The organism is Burkholderia sp. HI4860 (genome assembly GCF_002223045.2).
Lineage (GTDB): Bacteria > Pseudomonadota > Gammaproteobacteria > Burkholderiales > Burkholderiaceae > Burkholderia.
The window spans coordinates 1,302,702-1,319,743 of record NZ_NKFO02000003.1 but is presented as its reverse complement, the minus strand read 5'-3'; the positions used below and the strand labels follow the sequence as shown (position 1 = coordinate 1,319,743).

Here is a 17,042-nt window from a genome sequence, read left to right as displayed (position 1 = left end):
GGAGCGCGGCACGTGGTGGCGGTGAGCGGCACGCAGCCCACGCGGACGGTGAGCCCGACGCGCTGGTTCGTCTATGCGGGATCGGTGTTCGCGGGGGCGTGGCTCGCGACGCAACTGTTCTATCTCGCGCAAATCGCGCTGTGGTCGTTCGTGAACCCCGGGTCGACCGCGTTCATGCGTACCGACGCGTGGTGGCTGTCGCGCGACAAGCCGCCTGCGCAGATCCAGCATCAATGGGTGCCGTACGACCAGATCTCGCGCAACCTGAAGCGCGCGCTGATCGCATCGGAAGACTCGACCTTCGCGACCAACAACGGCTACGACGTCGACGCGATCCTGCAGGCGTGGGAGAAGAACAAGGCGCGCGGCCGGATCGTCGCTGGCGGCTCGACGATCACGCAGCAGCTCGCACGCAACCTGTTCCTGTCGCGCGAGAAGAGCTACATCCGCAAGGGGCAGGAGCTCATCATCACGTGGATGCTCGAAACGGTGCTCGACAAGGAGCGGATCTTCGAGATCTACCTGAATTCCGTCGAGTGGGGGCGCGGCGTGTACGGCGCCGAAGCAGCCGCCCGCTATTACTACAAGATTCCCGCAAGCCGGCTCGGCGCGTGGCAATCGGCGCGTCTCGCGGTGATGCTGCCGAAGCCGCGCTGGTTCGACGCGCATCGCGGCTCGGCGTACCAGGCGCAGCGCGCGGCGATCATCGCGCGCCGGATGGGGGCGGCCGCGCTGCCGCAATCGGAGTGAACGGCGCGCTCGCGCCGTCGCATTGACCGTTTCGTCGCCCGTGCGCCCGCCACGGGCCGGTTGTGCGCTGCAGCGCATTCATGTCGCGATCATTTCGGGCCACATCCTTTAGACGAATCCGTCTATTTCGTTTTGCTGAGCAATACCGGGCGTCGTGTGATTTTGTTGCCCGATACGGCACGAAATTCGGAGATTTTTAGTCTCCCCGGATAAACACGAAAGTCCGTGAAAGGTGTGTGAAATGTAATGTTTCGCAAACCGAAGCATTTCTGAAAGGTGTGCGCCGCACCGGCTGGCCGCCAAATATTTCAAAATTTTTCAAAGCTGACGGCCTCGCGTATATTGGCCAGCGCCTCGGCCTATCGGCCCCAATCGAGGCGGGGGGTGGCTTACCCGGCTGCTAGACACAAAAAACATCCGAGAGAAGGAAAGCAACGATGCCAGCAAGCAAAGCGAAGCTGTTGTTGGGAGTGGTGTTTTCTTCGCTGATCCTGACGGCCTGCAACGACGACGTGACATCGTCTTCTGCTGCCAGCGCCGACAATTCAGCCGATCCCGCCAGTCAGGTGGACAGGGCGTACAACGATCCGAACAGTTATTCGTCGAGCGCGAACGCGTCGCTCGACGCCTCCGCCGCGGTCGAAAAGGCCGCCGTCACGCATCACCAGATCACCCTCAACGGCAAGACGATCCGCTACACGGCCACGGCCGGCCACCTCGTCGCGCGCAATCCGCAGACCGGCGCGCCCGAAGCATCGTTCTTCTATGTCGCCTATACGGCCGACAACCAGCCCGCGGCGAAGCGGCCCGTCACGTTCCTGTACAACGGCGGCCCCGGTTCGGCATCGGTGTGGCTGCACCTCGGCTCGTTCGGCCCGCGCCGGATCCAGACGGGCGACCCGAACGCGAATACGTCGACGTTCCCGTTCGTCGACAACCAGGAAAGCCTGCTCGACACGACCGACCTCGTGTTCGTCGATGCGATCGGCACCGGCTTCTCGGAAGCGATCGCGCCGAATACGAACCAGACGTTCTGGGGCGTCGACCAGGACGGCGGCGCGTTCCGCGATTTCGTGACGCGCTACCTCACCGTGAACCAGCGCAACGATTCGCCGAAATACCTGTTCGGCGAGTCGTACGGCACGCCGCGCACCGACGTGCTCGCGAACCTGCTCGAGACGGCCGGCGTGAAGCTCGACGGCATCGTGCTGCAGTCGTCGATCCTGAACTACAACGTGAACTGCGACATGGCGAGCGACTACATCGGCAACTCGAACAACGGGTCGAGCCCGGTGAGTTGCGCGGGTTTCGTGCCGTCGTACGGCACGGTCGGCGCGTACTACCAGCTCGACAACCCGAACCCGTCGAGCCTGCCGCAGTATGCGGACCAGATGCGCCTGCTGACGGCCGGCAGCTACGCGCCGGCCGTGAACGCGTACCTGGCGAGCCATACGCCACCGCCGCCGACCCTCGTCACGACGATGGTGAATTCGACCGGCGTGAAGCAGTCGCTGTGGAATGCGGACTTCAACGTGATCCCGACTTTCTTCGACAACAGCTTCCAGCTGTCGCTGATCCCGGGCACGCTGATCGGCCGCTACGACGCGCGCGTGAACGTGCCGGTGTCGAGCCCGCTGGCATCCGGCGGCGACCCGTCGAGCACGTTCATCACGAAGCCGTTCACCGACACGATCGGCAGCTACCTGCCGAACGAGCTGAAGTACACCGCGCAGTCGGCCTACTCGGTGAGCAGCAATGCGATCAACACGTGGGACTGGACGCACGACGGCCTCGCGATGCCGGACACGATCCCCGATCTCGCCGCGGCGCTGTCGCTGAATCCGCAACTGAAGGTGTTGTCGCTGAACGGGTATCACGACATCGCGACGCCGTTCTACCAGACCGAGCTCGACCTCGCGCGGCTCGGGACGCAACCGAACCTGACGATCAAGGACTATCAGGGCGGACACATGGTCTATCTCGACGATACGTCGCGTCCGCAGGAGAAAGCCGACCTCGTGACCTTCTACAACGCGGCCGCGCACTGATGCTGCGCCAGGCAGGCGACGCGCGCCCGCGGTGGCGCCGCGCCTGCCGTCGACGACCTCATTCCAGACTGGAGCCTGATATGAAGAATCGTTTCATCGTCGTTGCCGCGGCGCTCGCCTGTGTCGGCGCCGCAGCATCCGTATCCGCGTTCGCGCAGGCGAGCGACGCCGCCGCGCCGGTGCGCGCGCGCCAGGCGCAGCTCGGCGATCCGTATGTACCGCCGGCCGCGCGCAAGCCGACCGCCGGCACGCAGACGACGGGCGCCGCGCTGCATGCGCAGGTGGTGCGCAAGCTCGCGCGGCAGTTCAGCGCGGCCGACGCGCAGAACACGGGTTCGATCACCGAGTCGCAGGCACGCGCGGCCGGCCTCGGCTACGTCGCGAACCACTTCCGGCAGATCGACTCGGGCGGCAACGGCCGCGTGTCGTTCGCGGACGTCCAGCGCTACATGCAGGCACGCAGCACGAGCAGCCAGCAGTAAGCGCGGCGCGCGGTGAACAAACGGGGGCGGAACCTGCTGCACGGCGGGTTCCGCCCCCGTGCACATGAAGCCGCCATGACGTCGAAGACGGGCGGATTCGCGCCGAATTCTCATTATCTGGGCAACGCACTCAAATATTGGAGACGAGTGCGTGCGCTCCTACAATCCGAAGCACATCACAGCTTCGGACCCACGCATCGCGCGGCGCCCGACGCACACGGAGACACCTTCCATGAAGTTCGCCGGGCGCTTTATTCGGTGCATCGACCGCCGCCTCGTCGCGACGCCGGACGCCATGCCGGCATCGTGCGAACGGCTTCACCGGTTCCGTTGAAGAAGCCCGCCCCATGACCAAGATGCCCGACACCCTTGCACTCGACGCCCGGCGTGCGACGCCGGACGATGCGTCGCTGACCGACAGCATCGGCGCGACCAGCACGCCGCTCGATCTCGCCGCGCAGCAGGCCGGTACGCAGACGCTACTGCGCGGCCTTGCGATCCTCGAGGCGATCGCGAACGGCGCGCGCGACATGCGCGCGATCGGCGCCGCGCTCGGCACGACGCGCAGCACCACGCACCGCCTCGTCAGCAGCCTCGTGCAGGCGCGCTACCTGCGCCAGGTGCAGGGCGGCTACCTGCTCGGCCCGAAGCTGATCGAGCTCGGCACGATCGCGCTCGAGCAGATGCCGCTCACCGCGGTGGCGCGCCCGCACCTCGAAGCGCTCGCGGAAGCGACGCTCGACACGATCCATCTCGGCGTGCGCGACGGCGACGACGTGCTGTACATCGACAAGATTCCCGGCACGCGCGGCCTCGAGATGCGCTCGCGCGTCGGCCACCGGATGCCGCTCGCATCGACCGGCATCGGCAAGGCGATGATGCTCGACACCGATCCCGACACGTGGCGCGCGCTGTTCGAGGCCGCCCGGCGGGCGCTTGCCGGCGTCAATTTCAAGCCGGACAACCGGCCCGAGACGAGCGCGTTCCTGCAGCGCATGGCGCATTACGCGGCCGGCGGCTATACGTTCGATCTCGAGGAGAACGAGGCGTCGATCCGCTGCGTGGCGGCGCCGATCCGCGACGCATCGGGCGCAATCGTCGCGGCCGTGTCGGTCGCGAGCACGATTCCGTACATGCCGCACGACCGGATGGACGAACTGATTCCGCTCGTGCAGCGCGAAGCGCGAGCCATTTCCGCGGAACTGGGCTGGAGCCCGCCGCAGGGTACCCGCAGGATCAAACGATGACGACTTCGACCCGGTCCGTTCCGGATGCCAGCTCCGCCACCCCGTCGCTGATCGCGCTCGACTGGGGCACGACGTCGCTGCGCGCTTACCTGTACGACGCGCACGGCGCGCTCATCGACACGCGCAGCCGTGCGGCGGGCGTCATGCATGTGCCGGGCGGCGGCGCGCGCGCGTTCGACGCGGTGTTCGAGGAAGCGTGCGGCGACTGGCTCGACCGCTCGCCGGGCCTGCCGGTGCTTGCCGCCGGGATGGTCGGCAGCGCGCAGGGCTGGCGCGAGGCACCGTACGTCGCGGTGCCGGCCGGCGCCGACGCGCTCGTCGCGGGCCTCACCACGGTGACGACGGCGCGCGGCACGACGATCTCGATCGTGCCGGGCGTCATCGCCACGGGCGAACTGCCCGACGTGATGCGCGGTGAAGAAACGCAGATATTCGGTGCGCTCGCGAGCGATCCCACGCTTGGCACCGATCGTTCAGGGGTACTGATCGGCTTGCCGGGCACCCATGCGAAATGGGCGTGGGTGAGGGACGGTCTGATCGAGCGCTTCCAGACCTTCATGACGGGCGAGCTGTTCGCGGTGCTGCGCGACCACACGATCCTCGGCCGCACGATGCGCGCCGGCGCGTCGCCCGATCGCGCGGCGTTCGTGCGCGGCGTCTCGGTCGCGCGCGGCGCGCAGCATACGGGGCTGCTCGCGACGATCTTCAGCACGCGTACGCTCGGCCTGACCGACCGGCTCGCGCCCGATGCGCAGGGCGACTACCTGTCCGGGCTGCTGATCGGCCATGAGCTCAACGCGCTCGACGCGATGCTCGCGGAGCGCGGCATCGCGCTCGCGGACCAGCCGCTGCTGCTGATCGGCGACGACAGCTTGTGTGCGCGCTACGCCGATGCGCTCCAGGAATTCGGCCACCCGCCCGCCCGCGTGGTCGCACACGCGACCGACCGCGGCCTGTGGCGGATCGCGTCGCGCGCCGGGCTCGTGCGCGCGGATGGCGAGCCCGTCTGCGCCGACCAATGAACCGTTTGCCGAGGAACCTTCGATGCCGTCCGACCTGACCCTGCCCGCACCCTACGCGCCCCACGCCGCGCTGATGCGTGCGTTCGACGCGTGCCCGCTGATCGCGATCGTGCGCGGGATCACGCCCGTCGAAGCGGCCGACCACGGCCGTGCGCTCTATGAAGCCGGCTTCCGGATCGTCGAGGTGCCGCTCAACTCGCCCGATCCGTTCGACAGCATCGCCGCGCTGCGGCGTGCGCTGCCCGACGACGCGATCGTCGGCGCGGGCACCGTGCTGCGCGCCGAGTACGTCGACCGCGTGCAGGACGCGGGCGGCGCGCTGATCGTGATGCCGCACAGCGACGCGGCCGTGATCCGCCGCGCACGCGAGCGCGGCCTCGCGAGTGCGCCGGGCGTCGCGACGCCGACCGAAGCGTTCGCTGCGCTCGCGAACGGCGCCGACGTGCTGAAGATGTTCCCGGCCGAGCAGCTTGGCGTGCCGGTCGTGAAGGCGTGGCGCGCGGTGATCGACCGCGCGGTGCCGCTGATCCCGGTCGGCGGCATCTCGCCCGACAACATGGCGCCGTTCCTCAATGCCGGTGCGAACGGTTTCGGGCTCGGCTCGGCGCTGTACCGCCCCGGCCAGTCGGCCGACGCGACCGCGGCGAACGCGCGTGCGTTCCAGGCCGGCTTGCGCGTGGCGCGCGGCGGAGCCGCATGATGGGCCGCCTCGCGGACAAGGTCGCGATGGTGACGGGCGCGGGCCGGGGCATCGGCGCCGCGATCGCCCACGCGTTCGTTCGCGAGGGGGCGGCGGTCGCGCTCGTCGATCTCGACTTCCCGCAGGCGCAGCGCACGGCCGCCGCGATTGCGCACGAGATCGCCGGCGCGCGCGTGCTGCCGCTGCAGGCGGACGTCGCGCGGCAGGACGCGGTGCGCGACGCACTGGCGCAGACCGAGGCGGCGTTCGGCCCGCTCGACGTGCTGGTGAACAACGCGGGCATCAACGTGTTCGCCGATCCGCTGACGATGACCGACGACGACTGGCGACGCTGCTTCGCAGTCGACCTCGATGGCGTGTGGCACGGCTGCCGCGCGGCGCTGGAAGGAATGGTCGAACGCGGCCGCGGCAGCATCGTGAACATCGCGTCGACGCACGCGTTCAGGATCATCCCGGGCTGCTTTCCGTACCCGGTCGCGAAGCATGGCGTGCTCGGTCTCACACGCGCGCTCGGCATCGAATACGCGGCGCGCAACGTGCGCGTGAACGCGATCGCGCCGGGCTACATCGAGACGCAGCTCACGCGCGACTGGTGGGACGCGCAACCCGACCCGGCTGCCGCGCGCGCCGACACGCTCGCGCTGCAGCCGATGAAGCGGATCGGCCGGCCGGAGGAGGTCGCGATGACGGCCGTGTTCCTGGCGTCCGACGAGGCGCCGTTCATCAATGCCGCGTGCATCACCGTCGATGGCGGGCGCGCGGCGCTGTATCACGACTGACGCGATTGACGTAACGATTCGAAAGACCGCACGTGCGACGGCCGCGCGCACGCTGCGTCGAAACCAACAAGCGGCTGCATCCTGTTCGATGAAAACAAGGAGACACTGGAGATGAAACGCAGAACGTTCGTAACGCTGGCGGCCGCGGCCGCGGTGGTAATGGGCAGCCCGGTCGCGCACGCGGCCGACCCGGTCAAGATCGGCTTCCTCGTGAAGCAGCCGGAAGAGCCGTGGTTCCAGGACGAGTGGAAGTTCGCCGAAATCGCGGCGAAGCAGAAGGGCTTCACGCTCGTGAAGATCGGCGCGCCGTCCGGCGAAAAGGTGATGAGCGCGATCGACAACCTGTCCGCGCAGAAGGCGCAGGGCTTCATCATCTGCACGCCCGACGTGAAGCTCGGGCCGGGCATCGTCGCGAAGGCGAAGTCGCACAACCTGAAGATGATGACGGTGGACGACCGCCTCGTCGACGGCGCGGGCAAGCCGATCGAGGCGGTCCCGCACATGGGGATCTCCGCGTACAACATCGGCAAGCAGGTCGGCGACGGCATCGCGGCCGAGATCAAGAAGCGCGGCTGGGACATGAAGGACGTCGGCGCGATCGACATCACCTACGAGCAGCTGCCGACCGCGCATGACCGCACCAGCGGCGCGACCGACGCGCTGGTGGCCGCCGGCTTCCCGAAGGCGAACGTGATCGCGGCGCCGCAGGCGAAGACCGATACCGAGAACGCCTTCAACGCGGCGAACATCGCGCTCACGAAGAATCCGCAGTTCAAGCACTGGGTGGCGTACGGCCTGAACGACGAAGCGGTGCTCGGCGCGGTGCGCGCGGCGGAAGGGCGCGGCTTCAAGGCGGACAACATGATCGGCATCGGCATCGGCGGTTCCGATTCGGCGCTGAACGAGTTCAAGAAGCCGCAGCCGACGGGCTTCTACGGCACCGTGATCATCAGCCCGAAGCGCCACGGCGAGGAAACCTCGGACCTGATGTACACGTGGATCACGCAGGGCAAGGCGCCGCCGGCGCTGACGCTGACGACCGGCATGCTCGCGACGCGCGACAACGTGTCGAAGGTGCGTGACGAGATGGGGCTCGCGTCGAAGTAAGCGGCTTGCCGGCTGCGGCGGCCCCGCGGCAGCCGGCGATCGATGGATCTGCAAGAGTAGGGAGACGACGTGTCAGCGGCACTGCGTTTTGACAATATCGGCAAGGTCTTTCCCGGCGTGCGCGCACTCGACGGCATCTCGTTCGACGTGCACGCGGGCGAGGTGCATGGCCTGATGGGCGAGAACGGCGCGGGCAAGTCGACGCTGCTGAAGATTCTCGGTGGCGAATACCAGCCCGATGCGGGCAGCGTGCTGGTCGACGGCCAGCCCGTGCAGTTCGCGAGTGCGGCCGCGTCGATCGCGGCCGGCATCGCGGTGATTCACCAGGAGCTGCAGTACGTGCCCGACCTGACGGTCGCGGAAAACCTGCTGCTCGGCCGCCTGCCGAATGCGTTCGGCTGGGTGAGGAAGCGCGAGGCGAAGCGTTTCGTGCGCGAGCGGCTCGCGGCGATGGGCGTCGATCTCGATCCCGATGCGAAGCTCGGGCGGCTGTCGATCGCGCAGCGGCAGATGGTCGAGATCTGCAAGGCGCTGATGCGCAATGCGCGCGTGATTGCGCTCGACGAACCGACCAGCTCGCTGTCGCATCGCGAGACCGAAGTGCTGTTCAAGCTCGTCGACGACCTGCGTGCGCAGGGCCGCGCGCTGATCTACATCTCGCACCGGATGGACGAGATCTACCGGCTGTGCGACGCCTGCACGATCTTCCGCGACGGGCGCAAGATTGCGTCGCACGAATCGCTCGGCGACGTGCCGCGCGAACGGCTCGTCGCCGAGATGGTCGGGCGCGAGATTTCGGATATCTACCATTACGCGCCGCGCAAGCTCGGCGACGTGCGGTTCGCGGCCGAAGGCATCGACGGCCCGGCGTTGCGCGAACCGGCGAGCTTCTCGGTGCGCGCGGGCGAGATCGTCGGTTTCTTCGGGTTGGTCGGCGCGGGCCGCAGCGAACTGATGCGGCTCGTGTACGGCGCGGATCACCGGCGCGCAGGCGTGCTGACGCTCGACGGCGCGCGCATCGACGTGAAGCGCACCGGCGACGCGATCCGCCACGGCATCGTGCTGTGCCCCGAGGACCGCAAGGAAGAGGGGATCATCGCGATCGCGTCGGTCGCGGAGAACATCAACATCAGCTGCCGCCGCCATTCGCTGCGCGCGGGGCTCTTCATCAACCGCAAGGCCGAAAGCGAAACGGCCGACCGTTTCATCCAGCGGCTCAAGATCAAGACGCCGAACCGGCGCCAGAAGATCCGCTTCCTGTCGGGCGGCAACCAGCAGAAGGCGATCCTGTCGCGCTGGCTCGCGGAGCCCGACCTGAAGGTCGTGATCCTCGACGAGCCGACGCGCGGGATCGACGTCGGCGCGAAGCACGAGATCTACGACGTGATCTACCGGCTCGCGGAACGCGGCTGCGCGATCGTGATGGTGTCGTCGGAGCTGCCGGAAGTGCTCGGCGTGTCCGACCGCATCGTCGTGATGCGCGAGGGCCGGATTGCGGGCGAGCTGCCGCGCGAACAGGCGAACGAGCACGCAGTGCTGAGCCTGGCGCTGCCGCAAACGAGCGCCGTCGAGGCAGCCTGACGCAGCACACGACAATCGAATCGGACATGCACGGCGCGGGCCGTGCGATGCAGGAGCAGGAGACTCAATCATGCAAGTCAACGAAAACCTTGGCAGCGCCGCCGTGAAGCCGTCGGCCGACGCGCTGGTGCCGCAGCAGAGCGACCGCCAGAAGTGGTGGCAGCATCTGACCGAATACAGCCTGATCGCGATCTTCGCGGTGATGTTCATCACGATGTCGCTGACCGTCGATCACTTCTTCTCGATCGACAACATGCTCGGCCTCGCGCTGTCGATCTCGCAGATCGGCATGGTCGCGTGCACGATGATGTTCTGCCTCGCGTCGCGCGACTTCGACCTGTCGATCGGCTCGACCGTCGCGTTCTCGGGCGTGCTGTGCGCGATGGTGCTGAACGCGACCGACAACACGTTCGTCGCGATCATCGCGGCGGTCGCGGCCGGCGCCGCGATCGGCTTCGTGAACGGCGCGGTGATCGCGTACCTGCGCATCAACGCGCTGATCACGACGCTCGCGACGATGGAGATCGTGCGCGGGCTCGGCTTCATCGTGTCGAAAGGGCAGGCGGTCGGCGTGTCGTCGGATACGTTCATCGCGCTCGGCGGGCTCACGCTCTTCGGCGTGTCGCTGCCGATCTGGGTCACGCTGCTGTGCTTCATCGCGTTCGGCGTGCTGCTGAACCAGACGGTCTATGGCCGCAACACGCTCGCGATCGGCGGCAACCCGGAAGCCTCGCGGCTCGCGGGGATCAACGTCGAGCGCACGCGCGTGTACATCTTCCTGATCCAGGGCGCGGTGACGGCGCTCGCGGGCGTGATCCTCGCCTCGCGCATCACGTCGGGCCAGCCGAACGCCGCGCAGGGCTTCGAGCTGAACGTGATCTCCGCGTGCGTGCTCGGCGGCGTGTCGCTGATGGGCGGCCGCGCGACGATCTCGGGCGTCGTGATCGGCGTGCTGATCATGGGCACCGTCGAGAACGTGATGAACCTGCTGAACATCGACGCGTTCTACCAGTACCTCGTGCGCGGCGCGATCCTGCTCGCGGCCGTGCTGCTCGACCAGCTGAAGAACCGCGGCGTCCGCGACTGACCCGATCCGCTCTCACGGAGACGAACCGCATGACCATCGACACTTCCGCGCACGACCCGCACTCGGCGAGCCACGCGCGCTATGCACGGTATCCGAGCCTCGAGGATCGCGCGGTGCTGATCACGGGCGGCGCGACCGGCATCGGCGCGGCGTTCGTCGAGCACTTCGCCGAACAGGGCGCGCGCGTCGCGTTCGTCGACCTCGACGCGGCGGCCGGCGCCGCGCTCGCGGAACGCCTCGCGCACGTACGCCATGCGCCGCTGTTCCTCCCGTGCGACCTGACCGACATCGACGCGCTGCGCCATGCGATCGACGCGATCCGCGCGCGCATCGGCGCGATCGCGGTGCTCGTGAACAACGCGGCGAACGACACGCGCCATGCGATCGGCGACGTGACGCCCGCATCGTTCGACGCGGGCATCGCGGTGAACCTGCGCCACCAGTTCTTCGCCGCGCAGGCGGTGATCGACGACATGAAGCGGCAGGGCGGCGGCGCGATCATCAATCTCGGCTCGATCAGCTGGATGCTGAAGAACGGCGGCTATCCCGTCTACGTGATGGCGAAGGCGGCCGTGCAGGGGCTGACGCGCGGCCTCGCGCGCGACCTCGGCCCGTTCGGCATCCGCGTGAATTCGCTGGTGCCCGGCTGGGTGATGACCGACAAGCAGCGCCGGCTGTGGCTCGACGACGCGGGCCGCGCGGCGATCAAGGCCGGCCAGTGCCTCGATGCCGAACTGCTGCCCGCCGATCTCGCGCGGATGGCGCTGTTCCTCGCGGCCGACGACAGCCGGATGATCACCGCGCAGGACGTGATCGTCGACGGCGGCTGGGCCTGACCGTTCGCACGACCCGCATCGTTTCTTCGACGAAGGAAAGGAGTTCACCATGACCGCCACGTCCTCGAGCGTATCGTCGTCCACCAGCCAGTCGCGCCGCGCGCGCCTGGCCGCCGCCGCGCAGCCGGTCAGCCCCGGCCCGCAGACGGCAGCCTTCGCGCAGGGCGTCGGCGCCGCGCATGCGGCGGCCGTCACGCTGTCGAACGCATCGCTGCGGCTCGATGTGCTGCCGCATCTGGGCGGCGGCATCGCGCGCTTCGACTGGCGCGGCGACAATGGCGCGCTGATGCCGGTGTTCCGCCGCTGCGAGCACCCGGAGACGGCGACGGACCCGAACGAGCTCGCGTGCTATCCGCTGCTGCCTTACTCGAACCGGATCGGCGACGGGAGCTTCGAGTGCGACGGGCGCAAGGTCGCGGTGCCGCGCAACCGCCGCGACGAGCCGCTGCCGATCCACGGCGACGGCTGGCTCGCGCCGTGGCAGGTTGACGATGCGACCGGCACGTCGCTGCAACTGTCGCTCGACCGCACCGCCGGCGCGCCGTATGCGTTCCGCGCGATCCAGTCGTACGAGCTCGACGACGCGACGCTGTCGATCGCGCTGACGATCGAGAACGCGGGGCGTGCGCGGCTGCCGTTCGGGCTCGGCGTGCATCCGTTCCTCGTGCGCGATGCCGCGACCGAACTGGCCGCGGCTGCCGGCGGGCTGTGGCTGTCGGGCGCGGATTTCCTGCCGGTGCGGCACGTGAGCGTGCCGCCGGCGTGGCAGTTCGGCGTCGCGTATCCGCTGCCGGCCACGCTCGTCAATCATGCGTTCACCGGCTGGGGCGGCCACGCGACGGTGAGCTGGCCGCGCCGCGGGTTGTCGCTGACGGTGGCGGCCGACGCCGACGCGTACGTGCTCTACACGCCGCCCGGCGAGGATTTCTTCTGCTTCGAGCCGGTCGATCATCCGATCAATGCGGTGAACCTGCCGGGCGGCGCGACCGTGCACGGGATGACGCTGCTCGCGCCCGGCGAGCGGCTCACGCGGCGTTTCGCGTTCACCGTCGAGCGCACCGATGCGCGCGGCAATGCGGCTTCGCGCGAGGCGCGCCGGCGACGCGGGTAAAATACGCGGTCTACCAACGGTTTGCCGCGAGTACCCGCCATGTCTTCCCCGCTTACTTTCATCGAATCGCTGCGCGCCGCGTGGCAGCGCACGAATTCGCTGCTGTGCGTCGGCCTCGATCCCGAGCCGTCGCGCTTTCCCGTGCAGTTCGACGGCCAGCCCGATGCGATCTTCGAATTCTGCCGGCAGATCGTCGACGCGACCGCGCAATACGCGAGCGCGTTCAAGCCGCAGATCGCCTACTTCGCCGCGCATCGCGCGGAAGACCAGCTCGAACGGCTGATCGCGCACATCCACCTCCAGCATCCGGGCCTGCCGGTGATCCTCGACGCGAAGCGCGGCGACATCGGCAGCACGGCCGAGCAGTACGCGCGCGAAGCGTTCGAGCGCTACCGCGCAGATGCCGTCACCGTGAACCCGTACATGGGCTACGACTCGGTCGAGCCGTACTTCGAGCACGAAGGCAAGGGCGTGATCGTGCTGTGCCGCACGTCGAACCCGGGCGGCTCCGACCTGCAGTTCCTCGACACGAACGGCCGGCCGCTGTACCAGGTCGTCGCCGACCTCGCGGCGAACAAGTGGAACGCGAAGAACGGCCAGCTCGGCCTCGTGGTCGGCGCGACATTCCCGAAGGAAATCGAGATCGTGCGCGGGATCGTCGGCGACATGCCGCTGCTGATCCCCGGCATCGGCGCGCAGGGCGGCGACGTGCAGGCGACCGTCAACGCAGGCCGCACGGCCGACGGCACCGGCATGATGATCAACTCGTCGCGTGCGATCCTGTACGCGAGCAAGGGCGAGGATTTCGCCGAAGCCGCGGCGCTCGCCGCGCAGAAGACGCGCGACACGATCAACGCGCATCGTTGATCGGTTGCACCGGTTGCCCGTCCGGGCAGCCGGTTCCGGCGGGCTCCCACGCGCGAGCCCGACGCTTCCCCCGTCTTTCTGCTTTTCCGCCCGCCGGCCCGCACTGGCGCACGCGGACAACTTCCCGTCGCTTCCGAACCGCATCCCCGCGTGCCAATCGCGCGATGCTGCCGCTTGTCATCGATCCGTAACGAAAATGTCAAGAAAGGAGCGACGCCATGCCCAAGCTGTCCCGACGTCTTCTGAGCGCGCTTGCCGCATCGTTGTGCATGAGCTTCGCCCATGCGGCGGATCTCTCGCACTGGCCGGCCGATAGCGCGAAGGCGCTGAACGAGATGATCGCCGCGCACGCGCACCGCGGCGACTATGCGGTGTTCGACGCCGACAACACGACCTACCGCTACGACCTCGAGGAGTCGCTGCTGCCGTACCTCGAGCGTCGCGGCGTGCTGACGCGCGACACGCTCGACCCGTCGCTCAAGCTGATCCCGTTCAAGGATTCCGCCGACTACCGGGAATCGCTGACGAGCTATTACTACCGGCTGTGCGAGATCGACGACCTGGTCTGCTACCCGTGGATCGCGCAGGCGTTCGCCGGGCAGTCGCTGGCCGACCTGAAGCGCCACGTCGACGCGATGCTCGCCGACGGCCAGCCGATCCCGATCCGCTACTGGCAGGGCGACAAGGTGGTCGACGGCACGGTGAACCCGCCGCGTTTCTTCCGCGGGATGCAGGAGCTGTACAACGCGCTGCGCGAGAACGGGATCGAGGTCTACGTGATGACGGCCGCGCACGAGGAGCTCGCGCGGCTCGTGCTGTCCGACCCGAAGTACGGCTACAACGTGAAGCCGCAGAACGTGATCGGCGTGACGACGCTGCTGCGCAACCCGGCGACCGGCGCGCTGACCACCTCGCGGCTGCAGATCAAGGCCGGCCAGTACGACGAAGCCGCGAATCGCAGCCTGGTGATCACGCCATTCCTGATGAACCCGATGACGTGGTACGAAGGCAAGCTCGGCTCGATCGTGGGCTGGATCGACCAGTGGAAGAAGCCGGTGCTCGTCGCGGGCGACACGCCGACGTCCGACGGCTACATGCTGCTGAACGCGACCGACGTCGCGCGCGGCGGCGTGCGCGTGTGGGTGAACAAGAAGGACAAGCAGATGGCGCAGATCCGCGCGTGGTCGGACGAATCGGCCGCGCGGCAGAAGTCGCTCGGCCTGCCGGTGACGGCGGACAAGAACTGGATCGTCGTGAAGCCCGACGCGATCCAGTAGGCGGGCAGGCGGGGGCGCGGCGCGCGCCTCCCGCCCGATCAGCCCTCGCGTTCGTCGAGCAGCTTCAGCAGCCCGCGCAGCGCATGCGCGGCGGCCTGCGTGCGGATCTGTTCGCGGTCGCCCTTGAACACGAGCGTTTCGACGTCGGTATGCAGCCGGTTGCTCCAGCCGAACGACACGGTGCCGACCGGCTTCTTCTCGCTGCCGCCTGCGGGGCCCGCGATGCCGGTGACGGACAGCGCGACCTGCGCGCGGCTGTTGCGCAGCGCGCCTTCGGCCATCGCGCGCGCGACCGGCTCGCTGACGGCGCCGTGCTTGTCGATCAGGTCGGGCGGCACGCCGATCATCTCGATCTTGGCCTGGTTCGAGTACGTGACGAAGCCGCGCTCGAACCACTGGCTGCTGCCGGAGATATCGGTGATCGCCGCGGCGATCATGCCGCCGGTGCAGGATTCGGCGGTGGCGAGCGTCAGGTGCTCGTCACGCAGCTTGTTGCCTGCGCGGATCGCAAGCTGGTGGACGACGGAATCGGTTGGCATGCGCGTCGGGAAACGGAAGTCGGAAAATCGGTCAGCCGACGACGGAGCGCCACAGGGCGATCACGAGCAGCGTCATGAACGCGGCGACCAGGTCGTCGACCATGATGCCGAGCCCGCCTTTCAGGCGGCGGTCGAAATAGCGGATCGGCGGCGGCTTGAGCATGTCGAAGAAGCGGAACGCGACGAACGCCCACAACTGGCCGACGAAGGTCGCGGGCGTGACGAGCAGCATCACGAGCCAGATCGCGACGATCTCGTCCCAGACGACGGCGCCCGGATCGGCCGAGCCCATCTTCCTCGCGGTGAAACCGGTCAGCCACGTGCCGACCACGAAGCCGGCCGCGATCAGCGCCCACCATTCGGGCACCGTCAGGTAGCGGTTGAGCACGACGAACGTCAGCCAGCCGAACAGCGAGCCGAACGTGCCGGGCATGATCGGCGCGAGCCCGCTGCCGAAGCCGAGCGACACGATGTGCGCCGGGTGCGACAGCATGAAACGCGCGGTCGCGCGCCGCGGCGCGTTGCCGCCGGATGCGGCGCCGGGCTCGGCCGCGGCGTGCGCGGGCGTCGGGTCAGTCTGCATGGAAGTGGTCGAAGCCGTGCAACGTGAGAGCGAGGGGCGCACCGGCAGCGTCGCGCCACGTGATCGCGGGCTGCTCCGACGGCGCGGACAACGCGCGTATTGTACCGATTCGGGTAACCGCCACGCCGGCCGTCACGCCCGCCGCCTCGACCGCCGCGCGGGCCGCCGCCGGCGCGGTGAAGCACAGTTCGTAATCGTCGCCGCCGGCCAGCGTGCAGCGACGCTGCACGTCGGGCGCCAGCGTCGCGAGCGCGGCCGAGCGCGGCACCGCGTCGGCATCGATCTCGGCGCGCACGTTCGAGCGGGCCAGGATGTGCTGCAGGTCGCCGGCGAGGCCGTCCGAGAGGTCGAGCGCCGCGTGCGCGACGCCCGCGAGCGCGAGGCCGAGCGCGATGCGCGGTTCGGGGTACTCGAGCGCGCGCCGGAACGCGGCTGCTTCGTTTGCGCCGGCCGTCCACTCGCCGCGCGCGACGCCGAGACCGGCGCGCGCATCGCCGAGCGTGCCGGACACCCAGACGTCGTCGCCGTCGCGCGCGGCGTCACGCCGCAGTACCGCATCGGGCGCGACTTCGCCGAACACGGTCACGCACAGGTTCAGCGGGCCGCTCGTCGTGTCGCCGCCGATCAGCTCGCAGCCGTAGCGCTCGGCGAGCGCGAACAGCCCGTTGCTGAACGCTTCCAGCCATGCGGCGTCGGCCCGCGGCAGCGCGCACGCGAGCGTGAACGCGCGGGGCTCGGCGCCCATCGCCGCGAGGTCGGACAGGTTGACCGCGAGTGTCTTGTGGCCGAGCGCGTCGGGCGCGACGTCGGGGAAGAAGTGGCGGCCTTCCACCAGCATGTCCGTCGAAATGGCCAGCAATTTCCCGGATCGGGGCGCGATCAACGCGCAGTCGTCGCCGATGCCGAGCGTCGACGCACGGGCGCCCTGCGCGGCGCGGCGCGTGAAGAAGCGTTCGATCAGCGAAAACTCGGAGAGGGCGGCTGGCACGGCGGATGGATCCGAAACGGTGGAAGGAACGGCATTGT

At 68.6% G+C, this 17,042-nt stretch carries 17 protein-coding genes; 14 read left to right on the top strand and 3 right to left on the bottom strand.

The window, feature by feature from the left end; genetic code table 11:
* Positions 1-12 precede the first annotated feature (12 nt).
* From mtgA to CFB34_RS21330, 14 genes are all read left to right on the top strand, one after another.
* Complete coding sequence (mtgA, locus tag CFB34_RS21395; protein ID WP_089439193.1) at positions 13-750, top strand: monofunctional biosynthetic peptidoglycan transglycosylase; 738 nt, start codon at positions 13-15, stop codon at positions 748-750.
* 437 nt (positions 751-1,187) lie between these two features.
* Entirely contained in the window at positions 1,188-2,798 is a 1,611-nt protein-coding gene (locus CFB34_RS21390; protein WP_089439194.1) for a peptidase S10, read from the top strand.
* Positions 2,799-2,878: 80 nt separating this feature from the next.
* Positions 2,879-3,280 carry an EF-hand domain-containing protein gene (locus CFB34_RS21385; protein WP_046544902.1) on the top strand — a complete coding sequence of 134 codons (402 nt, stop codon included), beginning with the start codon at positions 2,879-2,881 and terminating at the stop codon, positions 3,278-3,280.
* A 347-nt stretch (positions 3,281-3,627) separates the two neighbouring features.
* Positions 3,628-4,527 (top strand): IclR family transcriptional regulator, encoded by a 900-nt coding sequence (locus CFB34_RS21380; RefSeq protein WP_089439195.1) that lies wholly within the window; start codon positions 3,628-3,630, stop codon positions 4,525-4,527.
* A complete protein-coding gene (locus CFB34_RS21375) occupies positions 4,524-5,549 on the top strand; it encodes a 2-dehydro-3-deoxygalactonokinase (protein ID WP_089439196.1) in 1,026 nt (341 codons plus the stop codon). The genes CFB34_RS21380 and CFB34_RS21375 overlap by 4 nt, the downstream gene beginning before the upstream one ends.
* A 22-nt stretch (positions 5,550-5,571) precedes the next feature.
* Positions 5,572-6,249, top strand: coding sequence for a 2-dehydro-3-deoxy-6-phosphogalactonate aldolase (locus tag CFB34_RS21370; RefSeq protein WP_089439197.1), 678 nt, complete (start codon positions 5,572-5,574; stop codon positions 6,247-6,249).
* Positions 6,249-7,028 (top strand): SDR family oxidoreductase, encoded by a 780-nt coding sequence (locus CFB34_RS21365; protein ID WP_089439198.1) that lies wholly within the window; start codon positions 6,249-6,251, stop codon positions 7,026-7,028. Before CFB34_RS21370 ends, CFB34_RS21365 begins: the two co-directional genes overlap by 1 nt.
* A 111-nt stretch (positions 7,029-7,139) precedes the next feature.
* Positions 7,140-8,135, top strand: coding sequence for an arabinose ABC transporter substrate-binding protein (locus CFB34_RS21360; protein WP_039353007.1), 996 nt, complete (start codon positions 7,140-7,142; stop codon positions 8,133-8,135).
* 69 nt (positions 8,136-8,204) lie between these two features.
* A complete protein-coding gene (gene araG / locus CFB34_RS21355; RefSeq protein ID WP_089439199.1) occupies positions 8,205-9,716 on the top strand; it encodes an L-arabinose ABC transporter ATP-binding protein AraG in 1,512 nt (503 codons plus the stop codon).
* 70 nt (positions 9,717-9,786) lie between these two features.
* Positions 9,787-10,803, top strand: coding sequence for an L-arabinose ABC transporter permease AraH (gene araH / locus CFB34_RS21350; protein ID WP_089439200.1), 1,017 nt, complete (start codon positions 9,787-9,789; stop codon positions 10,801-10,803).
* A 29-nt stretch (positions 10,804-10,832) separates the two neighbouring features.
* A complete protein-coding gene (locus CFB34_RS21345) occupies positions 10,833-11,639 on the top strand; it encodes an SDR family oxidoreductase (RefSeq protein ID WP_089439201.1) in 807 nt (268 codons plus the stop codon).
* A 49-nt stretch (positions 11,640-11,688) separates the two neighbouring features.
* On the top strand, positions 11,689-12,750 hold the full coding sequence (locus tag CFB34_RS21340; RefSeq protein ID WP_089439202.1) for an aldose 1-epimerase: 1,062 nt from the start codon (positions 11,689-11,691) through the stop codon (positions 12,748-12,750).
* A gap of 39 nt (positions 12,751-12,789) precedes the next feature.
* Complete coding sequence (gene pyrF, locus CFB34_RS21335) at positions 12,790-13,617, top strand: orotidine-5'-phosphate decarboxylase (protein WP_011350899.1); 828 nt, start codon at positions 12,790-12,792, stop codon at positions 13,615-13,617.
* Positions 13,618-13,835: 218 nt separating this feature from the next.
* A complete protein-coding gene (locus tag CFB34_RS21330; RefSeq protein WP_089439203.1) occupies positions 13,836-14,894 on the top strand; it encodes a phosphorylcholine phosphatase in 1,059 nt (352 codons plus the stop codon).
* Between the two features lie 38 nt (positions 14,895-14,932).
* Here the strand turns inward: CFB34_RS21330 and CFB34_RS21325 are convergent, their stop codons facing one another.
* The 3 genes from CFB34_RS21325 to thiL are packed head-to-tail and all read right to left on the bottom strand — an operon-like array spanning position 14,933 to position 17,004.
* On the bottom strand, positions 14,933-15,433 hold the full coding sequence (locus tag CFB34_RS21325; protein ID WP_034186407.1) for a CinA family protein: 501 nt from the start codon (positions 15,431-15,433) through the stop codon (positions 14,933-14,935).
* Positions 15,434-15,464: 31 nt separating this feature from the next.
* Positions 15,465-16,016, bottom strand: coding sequence for a phosphatidylglycerophosphatase A (locus CFB34_RS21320; RefSeq protein WP_089439204.1), 552 nt, complete (start codon positions 16,014-16,016; stop codon positions 15,465-15,467).
* A complete protein-coding gene (thiL, locus tag CFB34_RS21315; protein WP_089439205.1) occupies positions 16,006-17,004 on the bottom strand; it encodes a thiamine-phosphate kinase in 999 nt (332 codons plus the stop codon). Before thiL ends, CFB34_RS21320 begins: the two co-directional genes overlap by 11 nt.
* Between the last annotated feature and the right edge of the window lie 38 nt (positions 17,005-17,042).

Coding starts and splice junctions, on each gene's coding strand:
- CFB34_RS21390 (WP_089439194.1), top strand. CDS start 1,188: ATGCCAGCAAGCAAAGCGAAGCTGTTGTTGGGAGTGGTGTTTTCTTCG.
- CFB34_RS21385 (WP_046544902.1), top strand. CDS start 2,879: ATGAAGAATCGTTTCATCGTCGTTGCCGCGGCGCTCGCCTGTGTCGGC.
- CFB34_RS21380 (WP_089439195.1), top strand. CDS start 3,628: ATGACCAAGATGCCCGACACCCTTGCACTCGACGCCCGGCGTGCGACG.
- CFB34_RS21375 (WP_089439196.1), top strand. CDS start 4,524: ATGACGACTTCGACCCGGTCCGTTCCGGATGCCAGCTCCGCCACCCCG.
- CFB34_RS21370 (WP_089439197.1), top strand. CDS start 5,572: ATGCCGTCCGACCTGACCCTGCCCGCACCCTACGCGCCCCACGCCGCG.
- CFB34_RS21365 (WP_089439198.1), top strand. CDS start 6,249: ATGGGCCGCCTCGCGGACAAGGTCGCGATGGTGACGGGCGCGGGCCGG.
- CFB34_RS21360 (WP_039353007.1), top strand. CDS start 7,140: ATGAAACGCAGAACGTTCGTAACGCTGGCGGCCGCGGCCGCGGTGGTA.
- araH (WP_089439200.1), top strand. CDS start 9,787: ATGCAAGTCAACGAAAACCTTGGCAGCGCCGCCGTGAAGCCGTCGGCC.
- CFB34_RS21345 (WP_089439201.1), top strand. CDS start 10,833: ATGACCATCGACACTTCCGCGCACGACCCGCACTCGGCGAGCCACGCG.
- CFB34_RS21340 (WP_089439202.1), top strand. CDS start 11,689: ATGACCGCCACGTCCTCGAGCGTATCGTCGTCCACCAGCCAGTCGCGC.
- pyrF (WP_011350899.1), top strand. CDS start 12,790: ATGTCTTCCCCGCTTACTTTCATCGAATCGCTGCGCGCCGCGTGGCAG.
- CFB34_RS21330 (WP_089439203.1), top strand. CDS start 13,836: ATGCCCAAGCTGTCCCGACGTCTTCTGAGCGCGCTTGCCGCATCGTTG.
- CFB34_RS21325 (WP_034186407.1), bottom strand. CDS start 15,433: ATGCCAACCGATTCCGTCGTCCACCAGCTTGCGATCCGCGCAGGCAAC.
- CFB34_RS21320 (WP_089439204.1), bottom strand. CDS start 16,016: ATGCAGACTGACCCGACGCCCGCGCACGCCGCGGCCGAGCCCGGCGCC.